We start from the raw sequence: 23,922 nt of genomic DNA, 5'->3' as shown, positions 1-23,922 counted from the left end.
TGTTCGTCTCGCTAGGATTCATTGTTTGATGACTAGTTCGCCGCGCAGCGAATAGGGGAAGGCCTGCACGATATTCACGTCGACCAGCTGGCCGACCAGCCTTGCGGAATTCGGGCCGCCGGCGAAGTTGACCACGCGGTTGTTTTCGGTGCGTCCCTGCAACTCCTGCGGGTCTTTCTTCGACGGACCCTCCACCAGGATGCGCTGCACGCTGCCCACCATTGCTTCGCTGATGCGCCGCACGTTGGCTTCGACGGTGGCCTGCAGATGCTGCAGGCGCTTGAGCTTCACCTCGTAGGGCGTGTCGTCCGGCAAGTTCGCCGCGGGCGTACCGGGGCGGGGACTGAAGACGAAACTGAAACTGGTGTCGTAGCCGATATCGTTGATGAGCTTCATCAAGGCCTCGAAGTCCGCCTCCGTCTCGCCCGGGAAGCCGACGATGAAATCGCTTGACACCGAAATGTTCGGGCGCACCTCGCGCAGGCGGCGGATCACCGACTTGTATTCCAGCACGGTATAGCCGCGCTTCATCGCCATCAGGATGCGGTCCGAGCCGTGCTGCGCCGGCAGGTAGAGATGATCGACCAGCTTCGGCACCTTCGCATAGGTATCGATCAGGCGCTGGGTAAATTCCTTCGGATGGCTGGTCACGAAGCGGATGCGCTCGATGCCCGGAATCTCCGCCACATATTCGATCAGCAGCGCGAAGTCGGCAATTTCGCCGTCGGCCATCGCGCCGCGGTAGGCATTGACGTTCTGGCCGAGCAGCGTGATTTCCTTGACGCCCTGGTCCGCCAGTCCGGCCACCTCGGCCAGCACGTCCTCGAAGCGGCGCGACACTTCCTCGCCGCGCGTGTAGGGCACCACGCAATAGCTGCAGTACTTGCTGCAGCCTTCCATGATGGACACGAAGGCGGTCGCGCCTTCGACGCGCGCCGGCGGCAGATGGTCGAACTTCTCGATTTCGGGGAAGCTGATGTCGACCTGCGAGCGGCCGCTGCTGCGGCGCTGGCTGATCAGGTCGGGCAGTCGGTGCAGGGTTTGCGGACCGAACACCACGTCGACATAGGGCGCGCGCTTGACGATCGCCTCGCCTTCCTGGGAAGCGACGCAGCCGCCGACGCCGATCACCAGGTCGGGCTTGGTCTTCTTCAGTTCGCGCAGGCGGCCGAGATCCGAGAACACCTTTTCCTGCGCCTTTTCGCGCACCGAACAGGTGTTGAGCAGGATGACGTCGGCGTCTTCCGGCGTGTCGGTCTTGACCAGGCCTTCGGCGGCATTGAGCACGTCTGCCATCTTGTCCGAGTCGTACTCGTTCATCTGGCAGCCGAAGGTCTTGATGAATACTTTTTTCGGCATGACTTAAGGGGCCTTGCTGTTCGGTTGCGTTTGCGTTTGTTTCGTAATCGGCTCGCCTGCCTCGGCCGAGGTCAGGATCCACACGCGGTCGATATGGCCGTTGGCGTCTTCGGTGTAATTGACCGTCAGGCCGCTGCCTCGCAGCGACGCCGGCATCTGCAGCAGGTTGTCCTCATTCCAGATGCGCGCGCCGGGTGCGAGCTGGCGCGTCTTGCCTTCGATCACGATGTCCGGAAAGGAGGCCGGCGTCATCTTGCCGCGCTTTGCATGCGCGGGAAATGGCCGCTCGAAGGCATGCGCGGTCGAGAGCGTTGCAATGGAAAGCAGCGAAAGCAGCAAGAGGAGAAGGGGACGAAGCCACATCTCGGACCCCGTTTCATCAAAAACGTGTGCGGACGAAGGAAAGGAAACAGCCCTGACTTGCATTGCCGCCAGAAGCGAGGGTCGGGCCAGCGATGCTGCATTGGCGCGATGGTTGCCGAAGAGAGGCGCAGACAAGCGTGCGCATTATACCACTGCGCAAAAGCGCCTCCTCGGCGCAGGCAACCGATGCTGCACTGCTCGCGACAACACCTTCCTCAAAAAGTTTCAAATTGGTCAATTGAGTTATTGACAATTGTCAATTCGACCATCATCATTCGCCCCATTCAGTTGTTTTTGTTTCAACTTGTAACTCCAGGTGAAAGCTTTTTGAAGACATTCTCGACCTTGGCGATGGTTTGCCTTGCAGGCATCACGGCGGCATGTCCCGCTGCGTTTGCGGCGCCGGCCAAGGTCGAGCGCGGGCTGGCCGAGAGCTATGGCGGCGTGGTGGTCAACCAGACAATCACCGTCGCCGGCCAGGAATTCTTTCAGTATTTCGTGGCGCTCTGGCGCGAGCGCGAGCTGAGCGAGCGCTTCGCCATCACGGTGATCGAGCGGCCCTCGGCGCGCTGGGGCGGGCAGGTCTGGGTCGAGTTTGCGCAACGGCGGGTATTCCAGGCGCCCTTGTCCAGCGCGCGGTCGGGGCTGAGGAGCCTGAGCGAACAGGCGGTCGATCTCGTCTACCAGACGGTCATCGACACCGAAGCCGAACGGCTGCTGTTTCGGGATGCCGATCTCGGCGCCGACGAGTTTTGATGAACATGGGATGGGTGGAATGAGAGTCAGGAACAGATCGAGGCAACACTTTTCCGCAGCCGTGCTGCTGGGCGCGCTCGGTGCATCCGGTGCCTTGTTGAGCGCAGCCGCATGCCATGCGACCGAGCTTGTCTACACGCCCGTCAATCCGGCGTTCGGCGGCAGCCCGCTGAACGGCGCCGTGCTTCTCAACGCCGCGCAGGCCCAGAACAAGACCACCGATCCCGATGCGCCGAAACCGACCACCGGCAGCACACAGACTTCCCTGCAGCAGTTCAACGACATCCTCGAGCGCTCCGTACTCAGCCGCCTCGCTTCGGCCGCCACGTCCGGCATCATGGGTGCCAACGGCCAGCTGGTGCCCGGCACGGTCAGCACCGGCAATTTCTCGATCCAGATTTCCGATCTCGGCGGCGGCCTGCTGCTGGTCACCACCACCGACAAGGTGACCGGCGCCAGCACATCCTTCCAGGTGGGACAGCCATGAAGCTTTCTTTTTCCCGCGTGCCCGGCGGCCGCACTTTCCGGTCCCTGTTCGCCGTTCCGCTGCTGCTGGCGCTGGCCGGCTGCGCATCGACCCAGCTTCCCTCGGATGTTGCCGCCAATGCGAAGCTGACGCCGGCCACCGGCGCCACCCGCGACCTGCTGCGCCTGCCCGAGCCCAAGGGCAAGGTGGTGGCCGCGGTCTACGGCTTCCGCGACCAGACCGGCCAGTACAAGCCGGCGCCGGACAGTTCCTTCTCGACGGCGGTGACGCAGGGCGCGGCCACGATGCTGGTCAAGGCATTGAAGGATTCCGGCTGGTTCACCCCGGTTGAACGTGAAAACCTGCAGAACCTGCTGACCGAGCGCAAGATCGTGCGCGCGCTGGAAACGCCGCAGGACAAGGGCGCCCAGACGATCAACCTGCCCGCGCTGGTGCCGGCCACCATCATCATCGAAGGCGGCATCGTCGCCTACGAAACCAATGTCCGTACCGGCGGCGCAGGCGCCCGCTATCTCGGCATCGGCGCCAAGACCCAGTACCGGGTCGACCAGGTGACCATCAGCCTGCGCAGCGTCGATATCCGCAGCGGACAGATCCTCAACAGCGTCTCCACCACCAAGACCATCTATTCCTACGAGCTGTCGACCGGCGTCTTCCGCTTCGTCAATTTCAAGGAACTGCTCGAACTCGAAGGCGGCTACACCCGCAACGAACCCTCGCAGCTCTGCGTCAGGGAAGCCATCGAAGCCGCGGTCGGGCACCTCATCGTGCAGGGGCTGCAGGACAAGATCTGGGCGCTCAAGCGCGAGAGCGACTGGCAGTCGCCGGTACTGCGCACCTACCTGCAGGAGAGCGCCGAGTACCTGGGACTTCCCGAGGCGAAGACGCCGCTGCAGGAGCAGGCACATGCCCAACTACACGCCGCGGGGCACTGAGCAGGGGCGTCATTTTCCCTTTCTTGAAAGGTCATTCCATCGTGAGACTACTGACTAACGCCGCCGTGCTTCGGCGCGCGGCAGGATTGCTGTTGCCGTTTGCCTTTGCCTGCTGCTTCGTCCCAGCCGCCGGGGCTGCGGACATGTCGCTCAAATCCGATCTCGGGCCCGCCGAATTCGGCATGGGGGCCAACCACGGCAACCAGGGCCATCAGGCCAGCGTGATGCAGTCCGGCGAATTCAATGAAGCCGTCCTGCGCCAGCAGGGCAACCGGCACACCGGCGAGATCAGCCAGTCCGGCTACGGCAACGGCGTCGAGACGATCCAGCAGGGCAGGGACAACCGCGTCTTTTCCCAGCAGGTCGGCGACGGCAACGAGGTCTCCGTGGTGCAGGCCGGCCGCAACAACCGCGCCAATGTCACCCAGGCCGGCAGCGGCAACGCCGCAGCCGTCGAGCAGGCCGGCAATTCCAACGTAGTGAACATCCAGCAGGGGCCGCTCAGCCCGAACCTGCTGGTCCAGCAACACGGCAACGGTCTCGCTGCAAAGGTGATCCAGTATTAGGGGCGCCGGATCACGTCGTTTTTACAGCCCTTTCCATTTAGGAGAAACAATTGAAAACAAAACTGACTGCTCTCGCGCTCGGCATCAGCCTGGCGTACGCTGCATCCCCCGCTTTCGCTCAAGCCACTATCTCTTCCACCGGCTCCGGCAATGACGCCTACATCGAGCAGAACGCATCGTCGTCCGCGTCGGCGTCGATCACCCAGGTCGGCAACAACAACCGTGCCGGCGTGCCCGGCGCAACACCGAGCGACCCGGCTTCCGTACCGGGCATCCTGCAAAAGAACAGCACATCCGTCTCCGCTGCCGTGACCCAGTCGGGCAACGGCAACGTGGCCGGCATCACGCAAGACGCCGCTTCCAACAGCGCAGCCGCCGTCGCCCAGTCCGGCACCGGCAATGAAGCCGCCGCATCGCAGACCGGCAACAGCCAGAGCGCCTCGGTCTCCCAGTCGGGCAGCGTCAACAAGGCATCCGTGATCCAGAGCGGCGCCAACCAGACCGCGACCGTGACGACCTCCAACTCCACCAACGGCCAAGTGAACGTATTCCAGGCTGACGGCGTCGTTGCCGGCAATACCGCAACCGTGCTGCAGGATGGCGTCACCAACCAGTCGGCCAACGTCAACCAGTTCGGCAATGGCCAGACCGCTTCCCTGACGCAGAATTCCGGCAGCCGCGAAGGCAGCGCCTCCATCACGCAATCGGGCAGCAACAATGCCGCCAACGTCCTGCAGACCAACACCTGGTTCAGCAACGCTACCGTCACGCAGCAGGATTCTTCCAACACAGCCTCCGTGACCCAGGGCGGCCTCGCCGACTACAGCTCCGCCACCGTGTTCCAGTCCGGCACAGGCCAGGCTGCAACCGTCAGCCAGAGCGGCGCATCCTACTTCCCGGGCGGCGCCATCTCTCAGGGCAAGTTCCAGGCAACCGTGAACCAGACTGCCGGCGCTGCCAACAAGGCAACCGTGACCCAGTCCAACGGCTACCAGAGCACCGCGCTGGTGAACCAGAACGGCACCTTCAACCAGCAGGCTACCGTTACCCAGACCGGCGACAACCAGAATGCGGTCGTCACCCAGAACAACGGCGCCAAGGATGGCAGCGCCACTGTCACCCAATCGGGCAACGGCAGCAGCGCCAACGTCCTGCAGACCAACACCTGGTCGAGCACCGCATCGGTGACACAGTCCGGCTCGGTCCAGACAGCGAACGTGACCCAGGGCGGCCTGGCCGACTTCAGCAAGGCCACCGTCGAGCAGTCGGGCAACAACCAGGTCGCCTCCGTGCATCAGAGCGGCGGCACCGTTTCCGCAGGCAACGGCGTGGTACAGGGCCTGTTCGACGCGACCGTGACCCAGTCCGGCAGCAGCAACATCGCCGGCGTTAGCCAGACCAACGGCTACAAGGATGTGGCATCGGTCACGCAGAACGGTTCGTTCCAGACTGCATCCGTGTCCCAGAACGGCGGCAACACCAGCACCGCGATCATCGCCCAGGACGGCTCGCTGAACCTGGCATCCGTCACGCAGAACAACGCATCCAGCTCGCTGGCCAAGATCGCCCAGAGCGGCACCAACAATGATGCCTCCATCGGCCAGGGCGGTTCCCTGCTGACCGCGTCGGTTGCGCAGACAGGCGACTGGAACTATGCGAACATCGCTCAATCCGGCAACGGCAATCTGGCGACCATCGCCCAGGCTGGCGACGGCGTCAGCTATGCAGCGCGCAACACGGCCGCGATCCTGCAGACCGGCAACGGCCATGCCGCAGCGATCACGCAGACCGGCAACACCAACCACGCAGCCATCTGGCAGCACTGATCGGATAGCCGCGCAACCGCTCCCAAGCGGCGGCGCGGCGCTTCGAACGGGTTGGTGGCTGAACGGTTGAAAGACCGGGCAGCCGAAACGCAAAGGCGGACAGATGCTGTCCGCCTTTTTTGCATGAACGTGATGAGGAAAAAACGATGACCATGACGCCCGACGCGGATCTCCAGGTGTGGCTGGATACCCATGCCAACCAGGGCCAGATGCGGATCATTCCGTATGTGAAAAGCATGAAGGATGTGCTGCTGGAATTCAGGATGCAGGTGGTCCAGCAGGGGCGCGGCGGCAGTTCCCGCGTCAGCCAGCAGGGGCAGGTGCATGTGCCGGCGGCACAGGCGATGCCGCTGGCGCAGGTGAAGGTCGGCATGACGGACCGGGAAAGCTGCAGCGTGGAGCTCAGCCTGCGCAAGGATGGGGTGGATGCGGGGGTGTATCGGTTTGACTGTCAGGAGCCGGGCAGGACGCATTGAGACAGCCGGCTTGAATCAGAGCGCATGAAGAACGGCGGCAGAGCGAAATCGGCTTGTCTGCAGTGATATATTGCTGTTTTCTTAATTTTTGCTGGATTGAAGGACGACAGGTGGTTTTAAGGAGGGTAGTCCGCAGAGACAATCTCATGCCTTCGGACGTGATGATGAAACAACCCGCGCAACCTCTTGCAATCTTTATCTAGGGGGCTCCATGCGCTGGATATTGATTCTCGTGCTTCTTTTGCCGACCAGCGTCCTTACCGTGTTCTGTTTCATTGGTTACGCAAACGTCGTCGATACGATGAGCATGAAGATGGGTTCATTCTTCATGTATCAAGTCTTCTTCTGGATTGCGTGTGGTGGGGCAGCATTGCTTTTGATTGGACAGACCCTGCGCTTGTTCGCCGCGCGATGGATACTCATCGTTTCGCTGTCGATATGCGTCGGCTTTACTTTGTTTTCGATTGCCGCCTATCCTGCAAATTACAACGACCCGCGTGCGCCGCTCGCGCTATCACATTCCCCTCAAGAACTTTATGCCATATTGGCCATAACGGTTTTGCTGCTCATGCTTGCGATGCTCGAACCGCGTATGCGTGGATTCGTAACCAGATCGCGCGCTGACCTTTGATTTTGCTCTTCCGTTCAGATTCACCACAACGACGAGGCGAATCGAACGATGGGTATGCAGCGAACGTAAACCAAAAAGGCCGCAAGTCATTGATTAACGACTTGCCGCCTTGAATTCTGGTGGTGATAGGTGGACTTGAACCACCGACCCCAGCATTATGAGTGCTGTGCTCTAACCAACTGAGCTATATCACCAAGAAGCCCGCAATTATGCTGACATTGATTACTTCTGTCAAGTTGGGCGGCTGGAAAATATCAGCCGGCCGGATTTTTCCGGTCCGCCAGGGCGCGGCGGGTCAATTCCAATAGTTGCGAACCGGCATCGGATGCGATGCAATCAACGATGATCCGGTCCGGCATCGAGCGCAGCCAGGTAATCTGGCGCTTGGCCAGCTGCCTTGTCGCTGCAATGCCTTTTTCCCTCAGCTCCGCAAAACCGTAGACGCCGTCCAGATACTCCCAGGCCTGGCGGTAGCCGACGCAGCGCATCGAGGGCAGGCCGAGATGCAGGTCGTCTCTTGTTCTCAGCCTGCGCACCTCGTCAAGCAGTCCGCCCTCCGCCGAGAGCATGGCATCGAAGCGCGTTGCAATCCTGGCATGCAGCACGCTGCGGTCCGATGGCTCCAGCGACAGCGGCAGCAAGTCGAAGGGCAAGTCCTCCTTCGGCGCACGGGCGAGCAGCTGCGACATCGGCTGCCCGGTGAGCGCGTGGATTTCCAGCGCGCGCTGGATGCGCTGCGAATCGTTGGGTTTCAGGCGTGCTGCCGTTTCCGGATCGATGGTTGCCAGCCTGGCATGCAGGGCCGGCACGCCGAGGCGGGCAGCGTCTTCATCGAGGCGCGCACGCAGTTCCGGATCGGCCTGCGGCAGGCTGTCTATGCCGTCGCGCAGCACCTTGAAGTACAGCATGGTGCCGCCGACCAGCAGCGGCAGCTTGCCGCGGGCTGCGATTTCGCCGACCAGCCTGATTGCATCCTGCCTGAACTGCATTACAGAATACGACTCGGCCGGGTCGAGAATGTCGATCAGGTGATGTGGCGCGGCGGCGCGCTCGGCCGCAGTGGGTTTTGCCGTGCCGATGTCCATGCCGCGGTAGACGAGAGCCGAATCGACGGAAATGATTTCGGCAGGAATCTGGCGCGCGATCTCCAGTGCGGCGGCGGTCTTGCCCGAGGCGGTAGGCCCCATGATGGCGACCGCGAGCGGCTTGCCTGCGGGCCGCGTCATGCCGTTCTCGCCGCGCTGGAAGCCAGGGCGCGGACCGAAATGAAAATGAGCGCGCCGAGGGTGCAGACGATGATGGCCAACGGATACAGCGTGCCGTCGAGAGTGCTGGCGACGACCGTGCCGACTGCAAACGCGATGCTCATGTAGAGCGCGCCCATCAGCCCGGCCGCGGTGCCTGCCTGCTGTGGGAACGGCGAGACGGCGCCCGACTGTGCAATCGGGAAGTTGATGCCGTGGGCGAGCATGGTCAGGAACATGGCGGCCAGCATCAGTCCCCAATGCGCAATGCCGGTGCCGACAAGCGCCAGGAAGAAGATGCCGGTGATCAGGGACAGTGCGCTGCCGATGCGGAAGGCGCGGTGGACGCCGATGCGCGGCAGGAGGCGGCGGCAGACGATGGTGCCGCTCAGGTAGCCGCTCACGCCGAAGGCAAAGCAGTAGCCGAACCAGGCGGTCGGCACGTTCAGCACGCGGATCAGCACGAAGGAGGAGCCCGATATGAAGGCAAAGATGGCGCCGTAGGACAGCGCGCCCGGCAGCGCATGCGCCCAGAACTCGCGCGAGCCGAGCACGATGCGGTAGTTGGCCATCAGGCCGGAGAGTTCGGTTGCGCGCGGATTGCGGTGCATGTTGGTTTCCGGAAGCCGCCAGACGCTCACCGCCATCACCAGCGTGGAAAGCAGGCCGAGGGTGACGAAGGCGGCGCGCCAGCCGAACGTGACCTGCAGGTAGGAGCCGAGGATGGGGCCGAGCAGCGGGGCGAACGACAGCCAGGTGCTGGCGGCCGCCACGACGCGGGCGCTGTGTTCGGGCGCATAGGCGTCGCGCACGATGGCGCGTGCGATGATGACCGCGGCGCAGCAGCCGAGCGCCTGCAGGAAACGGGCCGCGATCAGCAGGGCGATCGACGGCGCCAATGCGCACAGCGCGCTGGCCAGCATGTACAGGAGCAGGCCGCAGAGCAGGACCGGCCGCCGGCCGAAGCGGTCTGACAGCGGCCCGATGATGAGCTGGGCGGCGCCGAAGCCGATCACGAACAGCGACAGCGTGAGCTGCACCGTCGATGCCGGCACCTCGAAGGTGGATGCGAGGCTGGGCAGGGAAGCGAGGTAGAGGTCGGTCGACAGCGGCTGCAGCATCATGAAGGCAATGATCAGCGGCATCAGCGGAACATGCGCGAACTGCGCAAGCGGTAGGGTTCGGTTGTCCAAGGTTATTACTGCCCGCGCAGGAAAAGCTTGTCGAGATCGGACAGCGCAAGCTGCACCCAGGTGGGCCGGCCGTGATTGCACTGATCGGCGCGTTCGGTGGCTTCCATCTGGCGCAGCAGCGCATTCATTTCCGGTATGGTCAGCGTGCGGTTGGCGCGCACGGCGGTATGGCAGGCCAGGGTGCCGAGCATTTCGTTGCGGCGTTCGACCAGCACGCGCGAGCCGCCGAATTCATGGATGTCACGCAGCACGTCGCGCGCCAGCGACTGCGCATCGGCGTTCTTGAGCAGCGCGGGAATCGCGCGCACGGCCAGCGTGGTCGGCGACAGCGCGCTGATGTCGAAGCCGAGAGCCTGCAGGGCGTCCCGGTTTTCCTGCACCGTGCCGACTTCGACCGGATCGGCGTAGAAGCTGACCGGAATCAGCAGGGGCTGGATCTGCAGCGCATCGGCATCGAGCGCATTCTTCAGCTGCTCGTACAGGATGCGCTCGTGCGCGGCATGCATGTCGACCAGCACCAGCCCCTTCCTGTTCTGTGCAAGGATGTAGATGCCGTGCAGCTGGGCCAGCGCAAAGCCTAACGGAAACTCATGCTCGGGCAGGGATTGTGAAGGCGTCGCAGACAGGAAGCTTGCCCGTTCCTGGACCTGCGCCTGGTAGGGTGATGCGGTGTCCGTCGCGGCGAACAGCGCCGAGGGTCCGCTGGCCGGCGACAAACCCGCGCCGGCAGGTATGGCAGCCTCCCGCGGAGCTGACTGCGCGAACAAGGCGCCATAGGCCGCGGTTGATTGCGCCACGCCGCTGCTGCCGCCACTACCACCGTTGCCCGTGGCGAACGGCATGCTGAATTCGGTCTGCTTCTGCTCGCGCAGCCAGGGCAGCACGCCGGTGGTTGCCGTCACCGGCGCCGGAGCGGCGCCGTGCGAAGTCGCGGAGGTTTGCGCGAGCGCGCGGCTGACCGCATGAAAGATGAACTGGTGCACCGCGCGGCCGTCGCGGAAGCGGACTTCAATCTTCGACGGATGGACATTGACGTCCACCAGCGCCGGGTCGAGCTCCAGGCTGAGCACATAGCAGGGATAGCGGTCGCCGTGCAGCACGTCCTGATACGCGGCGCGCACCGCGTGGGCGAGCAGCTTGTCGCGCACGAAGCGGCCGTTGACATAGAAGTACTGGCCGTCTGCACGGGCCTTGGACGCGGTCGGCAAGCCGACGAAGCCGTGCAGGCGCAGCTGGCCGGAATTTTCGTCGAGCGGCAGGCGGGCGGTGGCGAATTCACCGCCCAGGATCATCGCGCTGCGCTTCTCGATTTCGCTGACGTTCCAGTGATCGACCGTCTTGCCGTTGTGCGAGAGCGAGAAGGCGACATCCGGGCGCGACAGCGCAATGCGGCGGACTACCTCGGCGCAGTGGCCGTATTCGGTCTGGTCGGATTTCAGGAACTTGCGGCGCGCAGGCGTGTTGTAGTACAGGTCGCGCACGTCGACCGTGGTGCCGAGGGCGCCGGAAGAAGGCGTCACCTGGCCGGCCTGGCTGCCCGAAATTTCCCAGGCATGGGGCGCATCGGCGGTGCGCGAAGTCAGCGTGACCTGCGCCACCGAGGCGATCGAGGCCAGCGCTTCGCCGCGAAAGCCGAGCGTGCCGACGTTCTCGAGATCGGCCAGCGACGCAATCTTGGAAGTTGCATGCCTGGCCAGCGCCAGCGGCATCTGGTCCGGAGGAATGCCGCGCCCGTTGTCGGTGATGGCAATGCGCTTCACGCCGCCTTCCTCGAGCCGTATGGTGACTTGCGTCGCGCCCGCATCGAGCGCGTTTTCCAGCAGTTCCTTGACGACGGCAGCAGGACGGTCGACCACCTCGCCGGCGGCGATCTGCGATATCAGCTGGTCGGGAAGCGCCTGGATCGGGCGGGGCGGGGTGTGCGGGGCATTCATTGCGAAATTATACCGTCGCGCCCGATTGCTTTCCGGGCGGGCCAGCCAGACGCAGGGACGGACTTTCCCTGCCGCAATCAGCCGCTTGCGGCAGGAGGAAGGCTTGAAAGGGAGACAGGAATCAGGCGGTGATTTCTTCCATCAGCCCCAGTTCCGCGCTGGACATGAGCTTGTCGATGTCCACGAGGATGAGCATGCGCTCGTCGATGGTGCCGAGACCGATCAGGTGGTCGGTATTCAGGGCGGTGCCCATCTCAGGAGCCGGCTTGACCTGTTCCGGCGACAGGGTGATCACATCCGAGACGCTGTCGACCACCATGCCCATCACGCGCCCTCCGATGTTCAGGATGATGACGACGGTGAACTGGTCGTAGGTCGGCGTGCCGAGATTGAACTTGATGCGCATGTCGACGATCGGCACGATGATGCCGCGCAGGTTGACGACCCCCTTGATGAAGGCAGGCGCATTGGCGATGCGGGTCGGCGCTTCGTATCCGCGCAGTTCCTGCACCTTGAGAATATGGATGCCGTACTCTTCCTTGCCCAAAGTGAAGGCCAGGAATTCATGTGCCGACATGGCGGTCTGGCTGGATTCCGTAGTGGTGGCTTGCATCATGATCGATCCTTATCTGAGGATGCATCGAAAACGCGGCGACGAGGCATTTAATTGCCTTGTTGCAATAAAGAGTAGCAGATTTGATTTGGGATAGCGACTGTTTTGATGCGCGGGCAAGCCTCAAGCCGGCAGTTGGGCACTTCGGTGCGGATGTTTGAAGGTAATGCGGGAAACCGCCTGGATGCGGGAGCGATGCCCCTGCATCCAGGCGAAGGAAGCTGCCGATCAGGTCATGCGGTTCTTGGCCAGCGGCGGATTGCGGGCGAAATACTTCTGGATGCCGCGCAGCACGGCATTGGCCATCTGGTCCTGATACTTGTCGTCGCCCAGCTTGGCTTCTTCCTCGGGATTGGAGATGAAGGCGGTCTCGATCAGGATGCTGGGGATGTCGGGCGCCTTCAGCACGGCAAAGCCGGCCTGTTCGACCGCCGGCTTGTGCAGCCGGTTGATGCCGCCGATTTCCGTCAGCACCGCCTTGCCCAGCTTGAGGCTGTCGTTGATCTGCGCGGTCGTCGACAGGTCGAGCAGCACGCTGGCCAGCTGCCGGTCGTGCGACTTGATATTGACGCCGCCGATCAGGTCGGCGGCATTTTCCTTGTTCGCCAGCCAGCGGGCGGCGGTGGATGAAGCCCCTTTTTCCGACAGCACGAAGACGGACGAGCCGCGCGCGGTCGGTTCCACCCAGGCGTCGGCATGGATGGAGACGAACAGGTCGGCTTGCACCTTGCGCGCCTTCTGCACCCGCATATTGAGCGGCACGAAGAAGTCGCCGTCGCGCGTGAGCATGACGCGCATGTTGGGCTGGGTCTCGATCTTGGCTTTCAGGCGCTTGGCAATCTCCAGCACCACGTCCTTTTCCTTGCTGCCCCCGCGTCCCAGCGCACCGGGGTCTTCGCCGCCGTGACCGGGGTCGAGGGCGATGGTGATCATGCGGGTGAGCGTGGCAGGCCTTGACGGTTCTTCATTAGCCTCGGCCTTCGGCGGCTTCAGCTCGGGCTGCGCCTGTACCGGCGGAACGGAGGGAAGGCTTGGCAGAGGAGGCGCCGCGGGCGCAGCCGGCTTGGGTTCCGGTCCGGCCTGGGCCAATGGCGGCACGCTTTCCACCGGTTTCTCGCGCGACCATTCGCCCTTGTTGATCAGGGCCGCGATCGGATCGACGGGATTGACCGGATACAGGTCGAAGATCAGGCGGTGCTTGTATTCGCCGACGGGGGCCAGGGTAAAGACCTGGGGATTGACTTCTTCCTTCAGGTCGAACACCAGGCGCACCACGTTCGGCCGGTTCTGGCCGACGCGCACCTGCTTGATGTACGGGTCGTTCGACTGGATCTTGGCCACCAGCTGCTTGAGGGTGGGATTGAGCTCCAGACCCTCGATGTCGACCACCAGCCGCTCCGGATCCTTGACGATGAAGTGGCTGGTTTTCAGGTTGGTGTCGTTCTCCAGCGTGACGCGCGTGTAGTCCTCGGCGGGCCAGACGCGTACCGCCATGATCTGGGCGGCGCGGGCGGGCAAGGACGAGAAGACGGAGAGGAGAAGGGTGCCGCCGGCCTTCAGAACGGTGCGGCGGCGTCTGGACTTCGCGGAGGAAGTTACAAGTTCAGCGCTAATTTCAGACGATCGAGACATTGAGTACCCTGGACGGACAAGGCCTCACATTTTATATCACGACCATTGCCGGAAATGCTCAAATGCATGTTGATGTCTGGCGAGGGCAACACTCCCTCGGCTTTTTCCGGCCATTCTATGATGCAGATCGACTCTGCGTTGAAGTATTCGCGGAAGCCCGCATCGAGGAATTCCTCGGGACTGGCGAGACGGTACAGGTCGAAATGAATCACTTCCACCGGGGCTCCGGCAATCTTGACGGTATAAGGTTCGGCCAGCGTGTAGGTCGGGCTCTTGACGTTGCCGGCATGGCCGGCAGCCTGCAGCGTGGCCCGGGTGAGCGCGGTCTTGCCCGCGCCGAGGTCGCCATGCAGATAGATGGTGAGTCCCGGCGCCAGCACCCGGGCGAGGGCCTTGCCGAGCGCGATGGTGTCGGCTTCGTCGCGTAAATGAGTCTGAAATTGCTGCATCTCGTAAAATGGCTTCTTTGAAGGTGCTGGAACACGGCGCCTGGACGCCATTCTGTTTCCCGGCCGGCCCGCATGCGATGCGGAGCGGCCGGGAAATGCCATAGCCATGACAGTTTCCAATGACAATTTGACCACGCTGGCCCTCGCTATCAAGGCATGGGGGCGCGAACTCGGCTTTGCGGAGATCGGCATTGCCGATATCGATCTGTCAAGGCATGAGGCCGGCCTGCAAGCCTGGCTGGACGCAGGGCACCATGGCGAGATGGATTATATGGCAGCCCACGGAATGAAGCGCGCCCGCCCGGCGGAGCTGGTTCCCGGCACGATCCGCGTCATCACGGCGCGGATGGATTACCTTCCGCGCGATGCCGAAGAGGGGTGGCGCGTTACCGAAGAAACGCGCGCCCGCGATCCGCAGGCTGCGGTCATCTCCGTCTACGCGCGCGGCCGCGATTATCACAAGGTCCTGCGCGCCCGGCTGCAGCAGCTGGCCGAGCGCATCCGCGCCGAGGTCGGCGACTTCGGCTACCGGGTCTTCACCGATTCTGCGCCGGTGATGGAAGTCGCGCTGGCCGAAAAGTCGGGCATCGGCTGGCGCGGCAAGCATACGCTGCTCCTCAACCGCGAAGCAGGATCGATGTTTTTCCTCGGCGAGCTGTACACCGACCTGCCGCTGCCGGTGGATGAACCGGCCAGCGGACATTGCGGACAATGCCATGCCTGCATCGACAGCTGTCCGACGCAGGCCATCCTCGGACCCTACCGGCTCGATGCTCGGCGCTGCATTTCCTATCTGACCATCGAGCTCAAGGGCAGCATTCCCGTCGAGCTGCGGCCGCTGATCGGCAACCGCGTCTACGGCTGCGACGAATGCCAGCTGGTCTGCCCCTGGAACAAGTTCGCGCAGCGGTCCGTACTGGCGGATTTCGACGTTCGCAACGGCCTCGATGCGCCGACCCTGGTCGAGCTGTTCGCCTGGACCGAGGACGACTTCAACCGCCGGCTGGAAGGCAGTCCGATACGGCGCATCGGACATGAGCGCTGGCTGCGCAACCTGGCGGTCGGCCTGGGCAATGGCTTGCGGGATTTGCGCGGCGCCCCGGAGTCGGAAGCCTTGATCGCTGCCTTGAAGACGCGCGAGAACGATCCATCCGGGATGGTGCGCGAACATGTGACCTGGGCGCTGGCGCAGGTAGCTGAACGTATTCCGCTCCCTCTCCCGCAGGCGGGAGAGGGCTGGGGTGAGGGCGGCCGCGACGAAGAGCGGTCTTGATCATCCCCTTCATCCCCGGCCTTCGCCGTCCGTCTACCTCGCCAGCGCGAGCCAGAACGGAATGGTCAAGGCCGACAATACCGTGCCGCCGGAAATGAGGACAGCCACGAAAGGCCCGTTGCCGCCCATGCGCGCAGCCAGCACATAGGCGCTCGATGCGGTGGGCAGGGCGGCGAATATCACCACCAGCTGCAGCTGCAGCGGCGCCAGTTCCAGCCACCGCCCGAGCAGCAGCGCCACCGCCGGCAGCGCCAGCAGCTTGACCGCCGTGAAATACAGCGCCATGCCCTTGGCTTCATGCACTCCCGACAGCCTCAGTCCTGCGCCGACCGCGATCAGGCCGACCGCGATCGAGGCATTGGCCATGCGCGACAACGTGGCGCCGACGACCTCGGGAAGCTGCAGGCCCGCAAGGTTGAAAGCCATGCCGCAGGCGGTGGCTACCAGCAGGGGATTCTTCGCCATCTCGCGCAGCAGGCCGCCGCCCTTCTTCACCAGCGCATGCACCGCCGCCATATTGCACAGCGGGACGCCGAAGCCGATGATCAGCGCCATCATCGAGGTTCCCTGTTCGCCGCCCAGACGCGAGGCGATCGCCAGGGCGATATAGGAATTGAAGCGGAATGCGGTCTGCACGCCGGACTCGAACATCATCGGCGGCACGTTGAACAGCGGCTTGGCGACCCAGCCCAGCGCGATGCCGGCGCAAATCGTCAGCAGCGCCACCTTGAGCATGGTGCCGGTGGCAGCGAAGTCGAATGCGGTGCGGGCGGTGGAATAGAACAGCAGGGCAGGGAAGAGGAAATAATAGATCAGCTTTTCCAGCCCGCTCCAGAACGGCGTGCCCCAATCGGTATAGCGCATCAGCAGGAAGCCGAGCAGGATCAGCGCGAAATCGGGGAACAGGATGGTGACGATGGACATGGGGCGGCAGGAGAGTCGGACAACGTGGACAACGCGAAAAAAAACGCAATGTTACAGAGGTTCGGCCGCCGCCGCCCGCATCGGTGCCTTATCCGACCGGTGCGTTACTTGAGCAGGCGCGCCAGCTCCACCGCGGTTTTCACGTTCATCTTGTCGAAGATATGGGCGCGATGCACTTCGACCGTGCGCATGCTGATGCCGAGTTCATCGGCGATGATCTTGTTCATCTTGCCGGCCAGGATGAGGTCGAGCACTTCGCGTTCGCGCGCCGACAGCGTGGCGAGGCGCTCGTGCACCTGCGCGCTGGCGCCGGCTTCGCGCGATGCCGCCAGCGCTTCCTCGACGCGATCCATCAGCTTGTTGTCGTTGAAAGGCTTCTCGAAGAAATCGAAGGCGCCGCGCTTGAGCGTGTCGACTGCCATGGGCACGTCGCCGTGGCCGGTGAGGAAGATGACGGGAATGCGCCGGGTCAGCCCGCGTGCGGCAAGCGTGTCGAACAGGCTGGAACCGCTCATGTCGGGCATGCGCACATCGAGCAGGATGCAGTCGCCGGCAGGGTCGAACCCGGCGGCGTTGTCCAGCGCCGCGAGAAAGGCGGCCCCGCTGTCGTAGGCGGTTGCGCTGATGGCTCTCGACTGCGCAAGCCAGGTCAGCGAGTCGCGGATCACTTCTTCGTCATCGACAATATGCAGCATTCAGTCTCCTCTGGCGTTCGCTGGTTCGCTTGTGGCCGCTGTTTTCCGGATGTCCGCGGTCATCCGGCAAGCTCAGGTTTCACGGATTATCGCCGAATCTCCGTCGGCAGGCACCCCCTCCGTCAGCGCGGGCAGCGTAAAGCGGAAAATGGTGCCGCCTTCGGGATTGTCGGCATGGACCAGCTTCCCGCCGTGGAATTCCACCGCCGTCCTGCAGATGTTCAAGCCCATGCCCATGCCCATGCCTTCGGCCTTGGTGGAGAAGAACGGCGAGAACAGCCGTTCGGCGACTTCGGCCGGAATGCCGTGGCCATTGTCGATGACGGCGATTTCCACGTTCTGGCCCGAAGCCGATCCGTCGGCGCGCCGGGCGACGATTTTCAGGATGCGTCGCTCGGGCGCAATGCCCTGCATCGCTTCGATGGCGTTTCGGGTCAGGTTGAGCAGCACCTGTTCCAGCAGTACCCGGTCGGCCAGCACCGGCGGCAGGCCGGCGTCGATGTCGGTCTGCGTCGATACGAAGAACTGCCGCGCCTGCAGCTCGACCAGCGGCATGACGTTGTTGATCAGCGTGTCCACGGTAGTCGGTTCCCGGCTCGGTTCCCGGCGCTTGACGAAGGTATGGACGCTGCGGATGATCTGGCCGGCGCGCTGGGCCTGGGTGCCGGCCTTCTCCAGCGCCGGCTTGAGCAGTTCAAGATTGAGCTTGCCCGGATCGGCGGCGCCTTGCTGGATCATGTTGAGCGCGCCGGTGGTGTAGCTGGAGATGGCGGCCAGCGGCTGGTTGAGTTCGTGCGCCAGGGTGGAGGCGATTTCGCCCATGGTGGCCAGCCGCGCGCTGGCCTGCAGCTTTTCCTGCTGGCGCCGGTTCAGGTCTTCGGCCTGCTTGCGGTCGGAAATGTCCAGGATCGAGCCCATCCATCCGGTCTGCTTGCCGCTGTCGTCCACCAGCGGCGATTCGAAGATCAGCACCGGAAAGCGTTCACCGTTGGCGCGCAGGAAAATAGTCTCGAACTGCGGCGTCACCGTGCCTGCCAGCACCCGGGTAAAGCGCTGGTTGTATTCGTTCATTGCTTCCGGCGCCCAGTAGGGCATGGGCGGCGCCTTGCCGATCAGCTCCTCGGCGGGAATGCCGACCATGCGGCAGAACGAGGGATTGACGTAGGTGATGCGGCCGGTGAGGTCGCGTGCCCGCAGGCCGGTCATCAGGGAATTTTCCATCGCGGTCCGGAATGCCACCTGCTGCCGCAATGCCCCTTCCGCCGCCAGGCGCCGGTTGATGTCCCGCCACAATGCGCCGAGGCTCCACAAGAGGCCGAGGGACAGCGCAATCACCGAACCGACCAGCAGGCTGGGCAGCAGCTTCGGCTCGCCCTTGACGCTGTTGGTGCGCAGCGTCAGGGTGACGCCGGGCAGGTCGAGAGCGCGCCGGTGCGTATAGACGCCGCGGCCCGGTCCGCCGGCGGCCCGCTGGTCGATGACATTGTCGTCCTGGTCGGTCAGCAGGATTTCATTGTCCTGGGCGAACCACCACGGCACCATTTCGCTGAGGATGCTGGAAATCGAATAGCTTGCCGTCAGCATGCCGATATAGGTGTCGCCGGAATAGAGCGGCACGTGGTAGTCGAGCGTCATCGGCGTCGCCAGGTCCGGCGCCGGCTGCGCGTACAGCGCCGTCTTCGACTTGCGCGCCCGCTCGGCGGTGGTGCGCGAGTTCTCCGACAGCTCTTCCAGACGTATCGGCGTGTCGTCCGAAGACATCGCGGCCGAACCGTCGTCCCTGAACTGCACGATGCGCACGACCTCGCCGTTGGCGCGCACCATGGTGACCAGGCGGTCGCGCAGGCGTTTCTCCGAGCCGTAGCCGGAAACGATTTCATTGGCGATCAGGCGCAGGTTTTCCTCATGGCGCCCAAGCTGGAAACGTATGGTCTGTTCCACCCACAGCGTATCGGCGATGAGCTGTTCCTGCCGCTCGCTGGACTCCATGCGCTGCGTCTGCCACGGCAGCCACAGCAGCGTGGACAGGAAAAGCAGCACCAGCAGGACGGGCAGCACCCAGCGCCAGCCCTGGCGGCGGCTGGGCCATGTGAGATTGAATTTCCGGCGAAATGGCTTGGGGCTCATGGTAGCGGGGAAGGGGGGCTGGGGAATATTGTAAGGCGACATCGGGCGCTTGGCGCGATTCCTGCGCGGGCAAAACTTGCCTGAAGTGCATCAAGGCCCTTTCCGCAGCGGTTGTGGTTAACCACACTTGCCAGATGTATATCGTCTGATGACAATTCTCCGGATGGTTAGACGAACACAGCGCTCCTGGAGACACTCATGCGGTTCAAGCATTTCAAAGCCTTGGTAATGGCCCTGTCGGCCGTAATGGCGATGAGTGCCGAGGCGGCCGCGCAGGCGCCCATCGTCATCAAGTTCAGCCATGTCGTCGCCAGCGACACTCCCAAAGGGAAGGCGGCCGAGCGATTCAAGCAGCTTGCCGAAGCGGCAACAAAAGGGCGCGTCAGGGTGGAAGTCTATCCCAACAGCACGCTCTACAAGGACAAGGAAGAGCTGGAAGCCCTGCAGCTGGGCGCCGCGCAGATGCTGGCGCCGTCGCTCGCCAAGTTCGGCCCCTTCGGCATCAAGGAATTCGAAATCTTCGACCTGCCTTACCTGTTTCCCAACAAGGAAGCCTTGTACCGGGTGACGGAAGGGCCGGTCGGACGCGACCTGTTCAAGAAACTGGAATCCAAGGGCATTACCGGGCTGGCGTACTGGGACAACGGCTTCAAGGTCATGTCCGCCAACCGGCCGCTGAGAACGCCGGCCGACTTCAAGGGACTCAACATGCGCATCCAGTCATCCAAGGTGCTGGATGCGCAGATGCGGGCGCTTGGCGCCAATCCCCAGGTGCTCGGCTTCGCCGATGTCTACCAGGCGCTGCAGACCGGCGTCGTGGACGGCACGGAAAATCCGCCGTCCAATCTGTATACGCAGAGAATGCACGAGGTGCAAAAGCATGTAACCGTCTCCAACCATGGCTACCTGGGGTATGCGGTCATCGTCAACAGGAAATTCTGGGACGGCTTGCCGACCGACATTCGCACCGCGCTGGAAGGAGCGATGAAGGAAGCGACCCGTTATGCCAATGCAATTTCCCAGCAGGAAAACGATGCCGCTCTCGATGCGGTCAGGAAGAGCGGAAAGTCGGTCGTGTACGTGCTCAATGAAAAGGAGCGCGACGAGTGGCGCAAGGCATTGCTGCCGGTGCAGAAGGAAATGGAAGGCCGCATCGGCAAGGATCTGATTACCTCGATCAACAAGGAAATCGCCGGCGCAGCATTGAAGTAAGGAAAGGCAAGCCGACGGTTTCTTCCGGAATTGACGAGGAGATCGACAGCATGCTGGAGGCGGAGCAACAGGACGATGTCCTGAAGCGCTTATACTTCGCACCACGCACGCGGGCGCAGGGGCGCTGGCGTGTCCGCATGTTGAGCATGTTCGCATCTTCATTTGCAGGAATGATCGGCTCGTCATGCAGTCTGTCGATCATAGGATGTTTAAAAACAGGAGACCAGGAATGAAGTTTCACCAGCTAGTCGTGCCAGTCGTTGCATCATTTGCAGTTGCGGCGTCCGCATTCGCGCAGTCCTATCCCAACAAGCCGATCCGCCTGATCGTGCCTTTCGCTCCGGGAGGTACGACCGACATCGTCGCCCGCGTGGTCGGCGACAAGCTCGGCAAGGAGCTCGGACAGGCGGTCGTGATCGAGAACCGCGGCGGCGGCGGCGGCAGCATCGGTGCCACCGCGATCTCCAAGGCGGACCCCGACGGCTACACCATCGGCATTTCCACCGTGTCCACGCATGCGGTCAATCCGGCGTGCAATCCCAAGCTCGGCTACAACCCGCTGACCGACTTCACGCCCATCACCAATCTTGCGCGCACGCCCAACGTGCTGACGGTCAATCCCAAGTTTCCCGCGCAGGATTTCAAAGGCTTCCTGGAATACGTGAAGAAGAATCCGGGCAAGCTCAACTACGCCACCTCCGGCACCTGCAGCATCCAGCACATGGTGGGCGAGCAGTTCAAGCTTTCCACCGGCACATTCATCCTGCATATTCCTTACCGCGGCGCGGGCCCGGCGCTCAATGACCTGCTCGGCGGACAGGTCGACATGATGTTCGACAACCTGCCTTCGTCGATGTCCCATATCCAGTCCGGCAAGCTCAAGCCGTTTGCGATCGCCTGGAACAAGCGCCTCGATGCCCTGCCGAACGTGCCGACCTTCGCCGAGCTCGGCCTCAAGCAGGTGAACGATCCCGCATGGTATGGCCTGGTGGCGCCTGCGAAGACGCCGGACGACATCATCAAGAAAATCAATGCCGCCGCGGTGAAAGCGCTTGCGATGCCGGAAGTGCGCGAGCGCCTGCTGCAGAGCGGCGCCGAGCCGGTTGGCAATTCTCCGTCGGAACATGCCGCCGAAATCAAGGCGGAACTGGAGAAGATGAGCAATCTGGTGAAGAAGCAGAACATCAAGTTCGACGGAACCTGATCCGACTGTCTATCCTTAACCTATGGGTCCGGCCCGAGAACATGTTGGGCCGGATCAATGGGTGCCGGCGCGGAAATGCGCGCGGGCTTGCAAGTCGGATTTTGATATGAGCGCGAAGCAATGGCTCTGCATGTCGTTCGTCGAAATCTGGAGCTTGCATGAAAGCAGGCTGAGTTTTTTCCGCAGGAAGTCCTCGAATAATCGGATGTTGCCGTCTTGTATACTCTCGCGTCTACTATTCGGCGGGCGTTCTTGCCCATCCGACATGATCTTCCCTGCGGAGAGCCGGCACCGGCCAGCGTCATGTCTTCCACAACTCTTCAGCGCCAGAGGTAATCATGGACTTCAGTAACCCCCAGTTCTGGGTAGCTGTTCTGCAAATCGTTGCAATCGATATCGTGCTGGGCGGCGACAATGCCGTCGTCATCGGCCTCGCATGCCGCCGTCTTCCCGAGCATCAGCGCAAGCTGGGCATCATCTGGGGCATGGTCGGCGCGATCGGCCTGCGCGTCGTGCTCATCCTGTTTGCGGTCACCCTGCTGGCCGTGCCTTACCTGAAGCTGGTCGGCGCTGCACTGCTGCTGTGGATCGGCGTCAAGCTGCTGTTGCCCGAGCCTGACGAGGGCGGCCACAACATCGAGGCCGGCGCGACTCTCGCGGCAGCCATCAAGACGATCATCGTCGCGGATGCGGTGATGAGCCTGGACAACGTGATCGCCATCGCCGGCGCCGCAGGCGACAGCAAGGTTCTGATCGTCTTCGGCCTGCTGCTCAGCATTCCGATCATCATGCTGGGCAGCCAGCTGGTCATCAAGCTGATGGACCGCTTCCCTGTCGTCATCGTGGCCGGCGGCGCGCTGCTCGGCTGGATCGCCGGCGGCATGGCGGTCGGCGACGTGGCAGTCAAGGAATGGTTCGATGCGAACATGCCCGCAGCCAGCTGGATCGGCCCGGTCGTCGGCGCACTGCTCGTGGTTGCCGTCGGCAAGATGCTCGCGGCGCGTGCTCAGGCCAGCGAGCCCGCATTGGAAGACCTTGCCGACACCAAGCATTCCAGCGAAGCAGGACACAAATAACAACGAGAACAACGGGGCGCTGCGGCGTCCCGGCGAGTGGCCGGCTGCGACCGGTCCTCTCAACTAGACGGAGATGGGCAATGTTCAAGATTCTATTGGCGGTCGACGGCTCTGAAAATGCGATGCGTGCAGTGCAGCACGCCATCAGGAGAGCATCGTCAGCCAAAGACCAATACCAGGTCGAACTGGTCAACGTGCAACATCCGCTGCACGGCAGCGTCGCCGGCTTCATCAATGTGGAACAGGTGAAGCAGTACCATCATGAAGAAGGCATGAAAGTGCTGGCAGGCGCCGCCGACGCGCTCAAGGCCGCAGGCGTGCCCTTTGCCCAGCACCTGTTCGTGGGCCAGCCGGCGGAAGTGATCGCCCGCTTTGCAGCCGAGCAGAAATGCGATGAAATCATGGTCGGTACCCGCGGCCTTTCGGCCTTGGGCGGCCTGCTGGTCGGCTCGGTAGCGAGCCGGATCATCCATCTGGCCAACGCTCCGGTAGTGCTGGTCAAGTAATCCTGGCGGCAGCGTCCCATAGCCCGGCGCCCGCAGCAGTCGCCGGGCATGTCGATGATTCGGGACGCTGTTCTGCGGAAAGCCGGATTGATAATATACGTTGCCTGAATCAACAGATGCAGGCATAGTGTTTTGATGCCCGTAACCACGGGACCATCATGCATCCACATCCTGATAAGACACTCCCAGTGCTTAGGATGGGTATCCGGCGTTGCGTCCGGCCTCGGCAATTCCAGGCGCAACGCAGATACAAAAATTGAGACAACGCCTTACCAACGAATGCAAAGATCGAGGAGGAGACTACTGTGGCATCGTTCATCCGTAACCCCAAGGACTTCTGGTCAGGGGCCATCTTCATAGGCTTCGGCCTGGCCGCCGTGCTGATCGGCCAGGAGTATTCCATGGGCACCGCCGGCCGCATGGGTCCGGGCTACTTCCCCA

General features: G+C 62.9%; 22 protein-coding genes, 1 tRNA gene and 1 pseudogene. 12 read left to right on the top strand and 12 right to left on the bottom strand.

Translation table 11 applies throughout. The annotated features are described in order from the left end of the window. Nucleotides 1-18: 18 nt before the first annotated feature. Together miaB and IGW03_RS21285 are read right to left on the bottom strand one after the other, a co-directional pair. Nucleotides 19-1,359 (bottom strand): tRNA (N6-isopentenyl adenosine(37)-C2)-methylthiotransferase MiaB, encoded by a 1,341-nt coding sequence (miaB, locus tag IGW03_RS21290; RefSeq protein WP_194724540.1) that lies wholly within the window; start codon nucleotides 1,357-1,359, stop codon nucleotides 19-21. A gap of 3 nt (nucleotides 1,360-1,362) precedes the next feature. Then, nucleotides 1,363-1,722: a hypothetical protein gene (locus tag IGW03_RS21285; protein WP_194724539.1), complete on the bottom strand. Its 360-nt coding sequence runs from the start codon at nucleotides 1,720-1,722 to the stop codon at nucleotides 1,363-1,365. 327 nt (nucleotides 1,723-2,049) lie between these two features. Here IGW03_RS21285 and IGW03_RS21280 point away from each other — a divergent pair, with 327 nt between their 5' ends. From IGW03_RS21280 to IGW03_RS21250, 7 genes are all read left to right on the top strand, one after another. Further along, nucleotides 2,050-2,478: a CsgE family curli-type amyloid fiber assembly protein gene (locus tag IGW03_RS21280; protein WP_194724538.1), complete on the top strand. Its 429-nt coding sequence runs from the start codon at nucleotides 2,050-2,052 to the stop codon at nucleotides 2,476-2,478. Between the two features lie 19 nt (nucleotides 2,479-2,497). Next, nucleotides 2,498-2,965, top strand: a complete 468-nt coding sequence (locus IGW03_RS21275) for a curli assembly protein CsgF (RefSeq protein ID WP_194724537.1) — start codon at nucleotides 2,498-2,500, stop codon at nucleotides 2,963-2,965. Further along, nucleotides 2,962-3,900, top strand: a complete 939-nt coding sequence (locus tag IGW03_RS21270; RefSeq protein ID WP_194724536.1) for a CsgG/HfaB family protein — start codon at nucleotides 2,962-2,964, stop codon at nucleotides 3,898-3,900. Before IGW03_RS21275 ends, IGW03_RS21270 begins: the two co-directional genes overlap by 4 nt. 41 nt (nucleotides 3,901-3,941) lie before the next feature. Beyond that, nucleotides 3,942-4,466 carry a hypothetical protein gene (locus tag IGW03_RS21265; protein WP_194724535.1) on the top strand — a complete coding sequence of 175 codons (525 nt, stop codon included), beginning with the start codon at nucleotides 3,942-3,944 and terminating at the stop codon, nucleotides 4,464-4,466. Nucleotides 4,467-4,516: 50 nt separating this feature from the next. Then, nucleotides 4,517-6,292 carry a beta strand repeat-containing protein gene (locus tag IGW03_RS21260; RefSeq protein WP_194724534.1) on the top strand — a complete coding sequence of 592 codons (1,776 nt, stop codon included), beginning with the start codon at nucleotides 4,517-4,519 and terminating at the stop codon, nucleotides 6,290-6,292. Between the two features lie 146 nt (nucleotides 6,293-6,438). Further along, entirely contained in the window at nucleotides 6,439-6,768 is a 330-nt protein-coding gene (gene csgH, locus IGW03_RS21255; RefSeq protein ID WP_194724533.1) for a curli-like amyloid fiber formation chaperone CsgH, read from the top strand. Between the two features lie 211 nt (nucleotides 6,769-6,979). Then, nucleotides 6,980-7,399: a hypothetical protein gene (locus IGW03_RS21250; RefSeq protein WP_194724532.1), complete on the top strand. Its 420-nt coding sequence runs from the start codon at nucleotides 6,980-6,982 to the stop codon at nucleotides 7,397-7,399. Between the two features lie 117 nt (nucleotides 7,400-7,516). Here IGW03_RS21250 and IGW03_RS21245 read toward each other — a convergent pair. The 7 genes from IGW03_RS21245 to tsaE form a co-directional block, all read right to left on the bottom strand. Further along, nucleotides 7,517-7,593 (bottom strand) — tRNA-Met (locus IGW03_RS21245). Between the two features lie 60 nt (nucleotides 7,594-7,653). Next, a complete protein-coding gene (gene miaA, locus IGW03_RS21240) occupies nucleotides 7,654-8,625 on the bottom strand; it encodes a tRNA (adenosine(37)-N6)-dimethylallyltransferase MiaA (RefSeq protein ID WP_194724531.1) in 972 nt (323 codons plus the stop codon). Next, on the bottom strand, nucleotides 8,622-9,836 hold the full coding sequence (locus IGW03_RS21235; protein ID WP_194724530.1) for a multidrug effflux MFS transporter: 1,215 nt from the start codon (nucleotides 9,834-9,836) through the stop codon (nucleotides 8,622-8,624). The genes miaA and IGW03_RS21235 overlap by 4 nt, the downstream gene beginning before the upstream one ends. A gap of 5 nt (nucleotides 9,837-9,841) precedes the next feature. After that, nucleotides 9,842-11,770, bottom strand: coding sequence for a DNA mismatch repair endonuclease MutL (gene mutL / locus IGW03_RS21230; protein WP_194724529.1), 1,929 nt, complete (start codon nucleotides 11,768-11,770; stop codon nucleotides 9,842-9,844). A 121-nt stretch (nucleotides 11,771-11,891) separates the two neighbouring features. Continuing rightward, nucleotides 11,892-12,386: a chemotaxis protein CheW gene (locus IGW03_RS21225; protein WP_194724528.1), complete on the bottom strand. Its 495-nt coding sequence runs from the start codon at nucleotides 12,384-12,386 to the stop codon at nucleotides 11,892-11,894. Nucleotides 12,387-12,611: 225 nt separating this feature from the next. Continuing rightward, a complete protein-coding gene (locus IGW03_RS21220; protein WP_194724527.1) occupies nucleotides 12,612-14,015 on the bottom strand; it encodes an N-acetylmuramoyl-L-alanine amidase in 1,404 nt (467 codons plus the stop codon). After that, nucleotides 13,979-14,464 carry a tRNA (adenosine(37)-N6)-threonylcarbamoyltransferase complex ATPase subunit type 1 TsaE gene (tsaE, locus tag IGW03_RS21215; RefSeq protein WP_194724526.1) on the bottom strand — a complete coding sequence of 162 codons (486 nt, stop codon included), beginning with the start codon at nucleotides 14,462-14,464 and terminating at the stop codon, nucleotides 13,979-13,981. Before tsaE ends, IGW03_RS21220 begins: the two co-directional genes overlap by 37 nt. A gap of 106 nt (nucleotides 14,465-14,570) precedes the next feature. On the opposite strand from tsaE, the pseudogene queG reads away from it, so the two are divergent. Further along, nucleotides 14,571-15,659: pseudogene (gene queG / locus IGW03_RS21210) on the top strand (tRNA epoxyqueuosine(34) reductase QueG); the annotation flags it as partial. A 111-nt stretch (nucleotides 15,660-15,770) separates the two neighbouring features. Here queG and IGW03_RS21205 read toward each other — a convergent pair. The 3 genes from IGW03_RS21205 to IGW03_RS21195 form a co-directional block, all read right to left on the bottom strand. Continuing rightward, nucleotides 15,771-16,661, bottom strand: a complete 891-nt coding sequence (locus IGW03_RS21205) for an AEC family transporter (protein WP_194724524.1) — start codon at nucleotides 16,659-16,661, stop codon at nucleotides 15,771-15,773. 104 nt (nucleotides 16,662-16,765) lie between these two features. Beyond that, nucleotides 16,766-17,356 (bottom strand): response regulator transcription factor, encoded by a 591-nt coding sequence (locus IGW03_RS21200; RefSeq protein ID WP_194724523.1) that lies wholly within the window; start codon nucleotides 17,354-17,356, stop codon nucleotides 16,766-16,768. A gap of 72 nt (nucleotides 17,357-17,428) precedes the next feature. Further along, nucleotides 17,429-19,483 (bottom strand): sensor histidine kinase, encoded by a 2,055-nt coding sequence (locus IGW03_RS21195; RefSeq protein ID WP_194724522.1) that lies wholly within the window; start codon nucleotides 19,481-19,483, stop codon nucleotides 17,429-17,431. A 198-nt stretch (nucleotides 19,484-19,681) separates the two neighbouring features. Between IGW03_RS21195 and IGW03_RS21190 the strand changes: the two genes are divergently transcribed. From IGW03_RS21190 to IGW03_RS21175, 4 genes are all read left to right on the top strand, one after another. After that, nucleotides 19,682-20,695 carry a TRAP transporter substrate-binding protein gene (locus IGW03_RS21190; protein WP_194724521.1) on the top strand — a complete coding sequence of 338 codons (1,014 nt, stop codon included), beginning with the start codon at nucleotides 19,682-19,684 and terminating at the stop codon, nucleotides 20,693-20,695. 229 nt (nucleotides 20,696-20,924) lie between these two features. Further along, nucleotides 20,925-21,899, top strand: coding sequence for a tripartite tricarboxylate transporter substrate binding protein BugE (locus IGW03_RS21185; protein WP_194724520.1), 975 nt, complete (start codon nucleotides 20,925-20,927; stop codon nucleotides 21,897-21,899). 335 nt (nucleotides 21,900-22,234) lie between these two features. Continuing rightward, nucleotides 22,235-22,975, top strand: coding sequence for a TerC family protein (locus IGW03_RS21180; protein ID WP_438943668.1), 741 nt, complete (start codon nucleotides 22,235-22,237; stop codon nucleotides 22,973-22,975). 80 nt (nucleotides 22,976-23,055) lie between these two features. Beyond that, nucleotides 23,056-23,481 (top strand): universal stress protein, encoded by a 426-nt coding sequence (locus IGW03_RS21175; protein WP_194724518.1) that lies wholly within the window; start codon nucleotides 23,056-23,058, stop codon nucleotides 23,479-23,481. The last annotated feature ends 441 nt before the right edge of the window (nucleotides 23,482-23,922 follow it).

The sequence above is a fragment of the Noviherbaspirillum malthae genome (assembly GCF_015352985.1).
Taxonomy (GTDB): domain Bacteria; phylum Pseudomonadota; class Gammaproteobacteria; order Burkholderiales; family Burkholderiaceae_D; genus Noviherbaspirillum; species Noviherbaspirillum malthae.
Note: the sequence above shows the minus strand (reverse complement) of the source record. Positions and strands in the feature narration are given on the sequence as shown.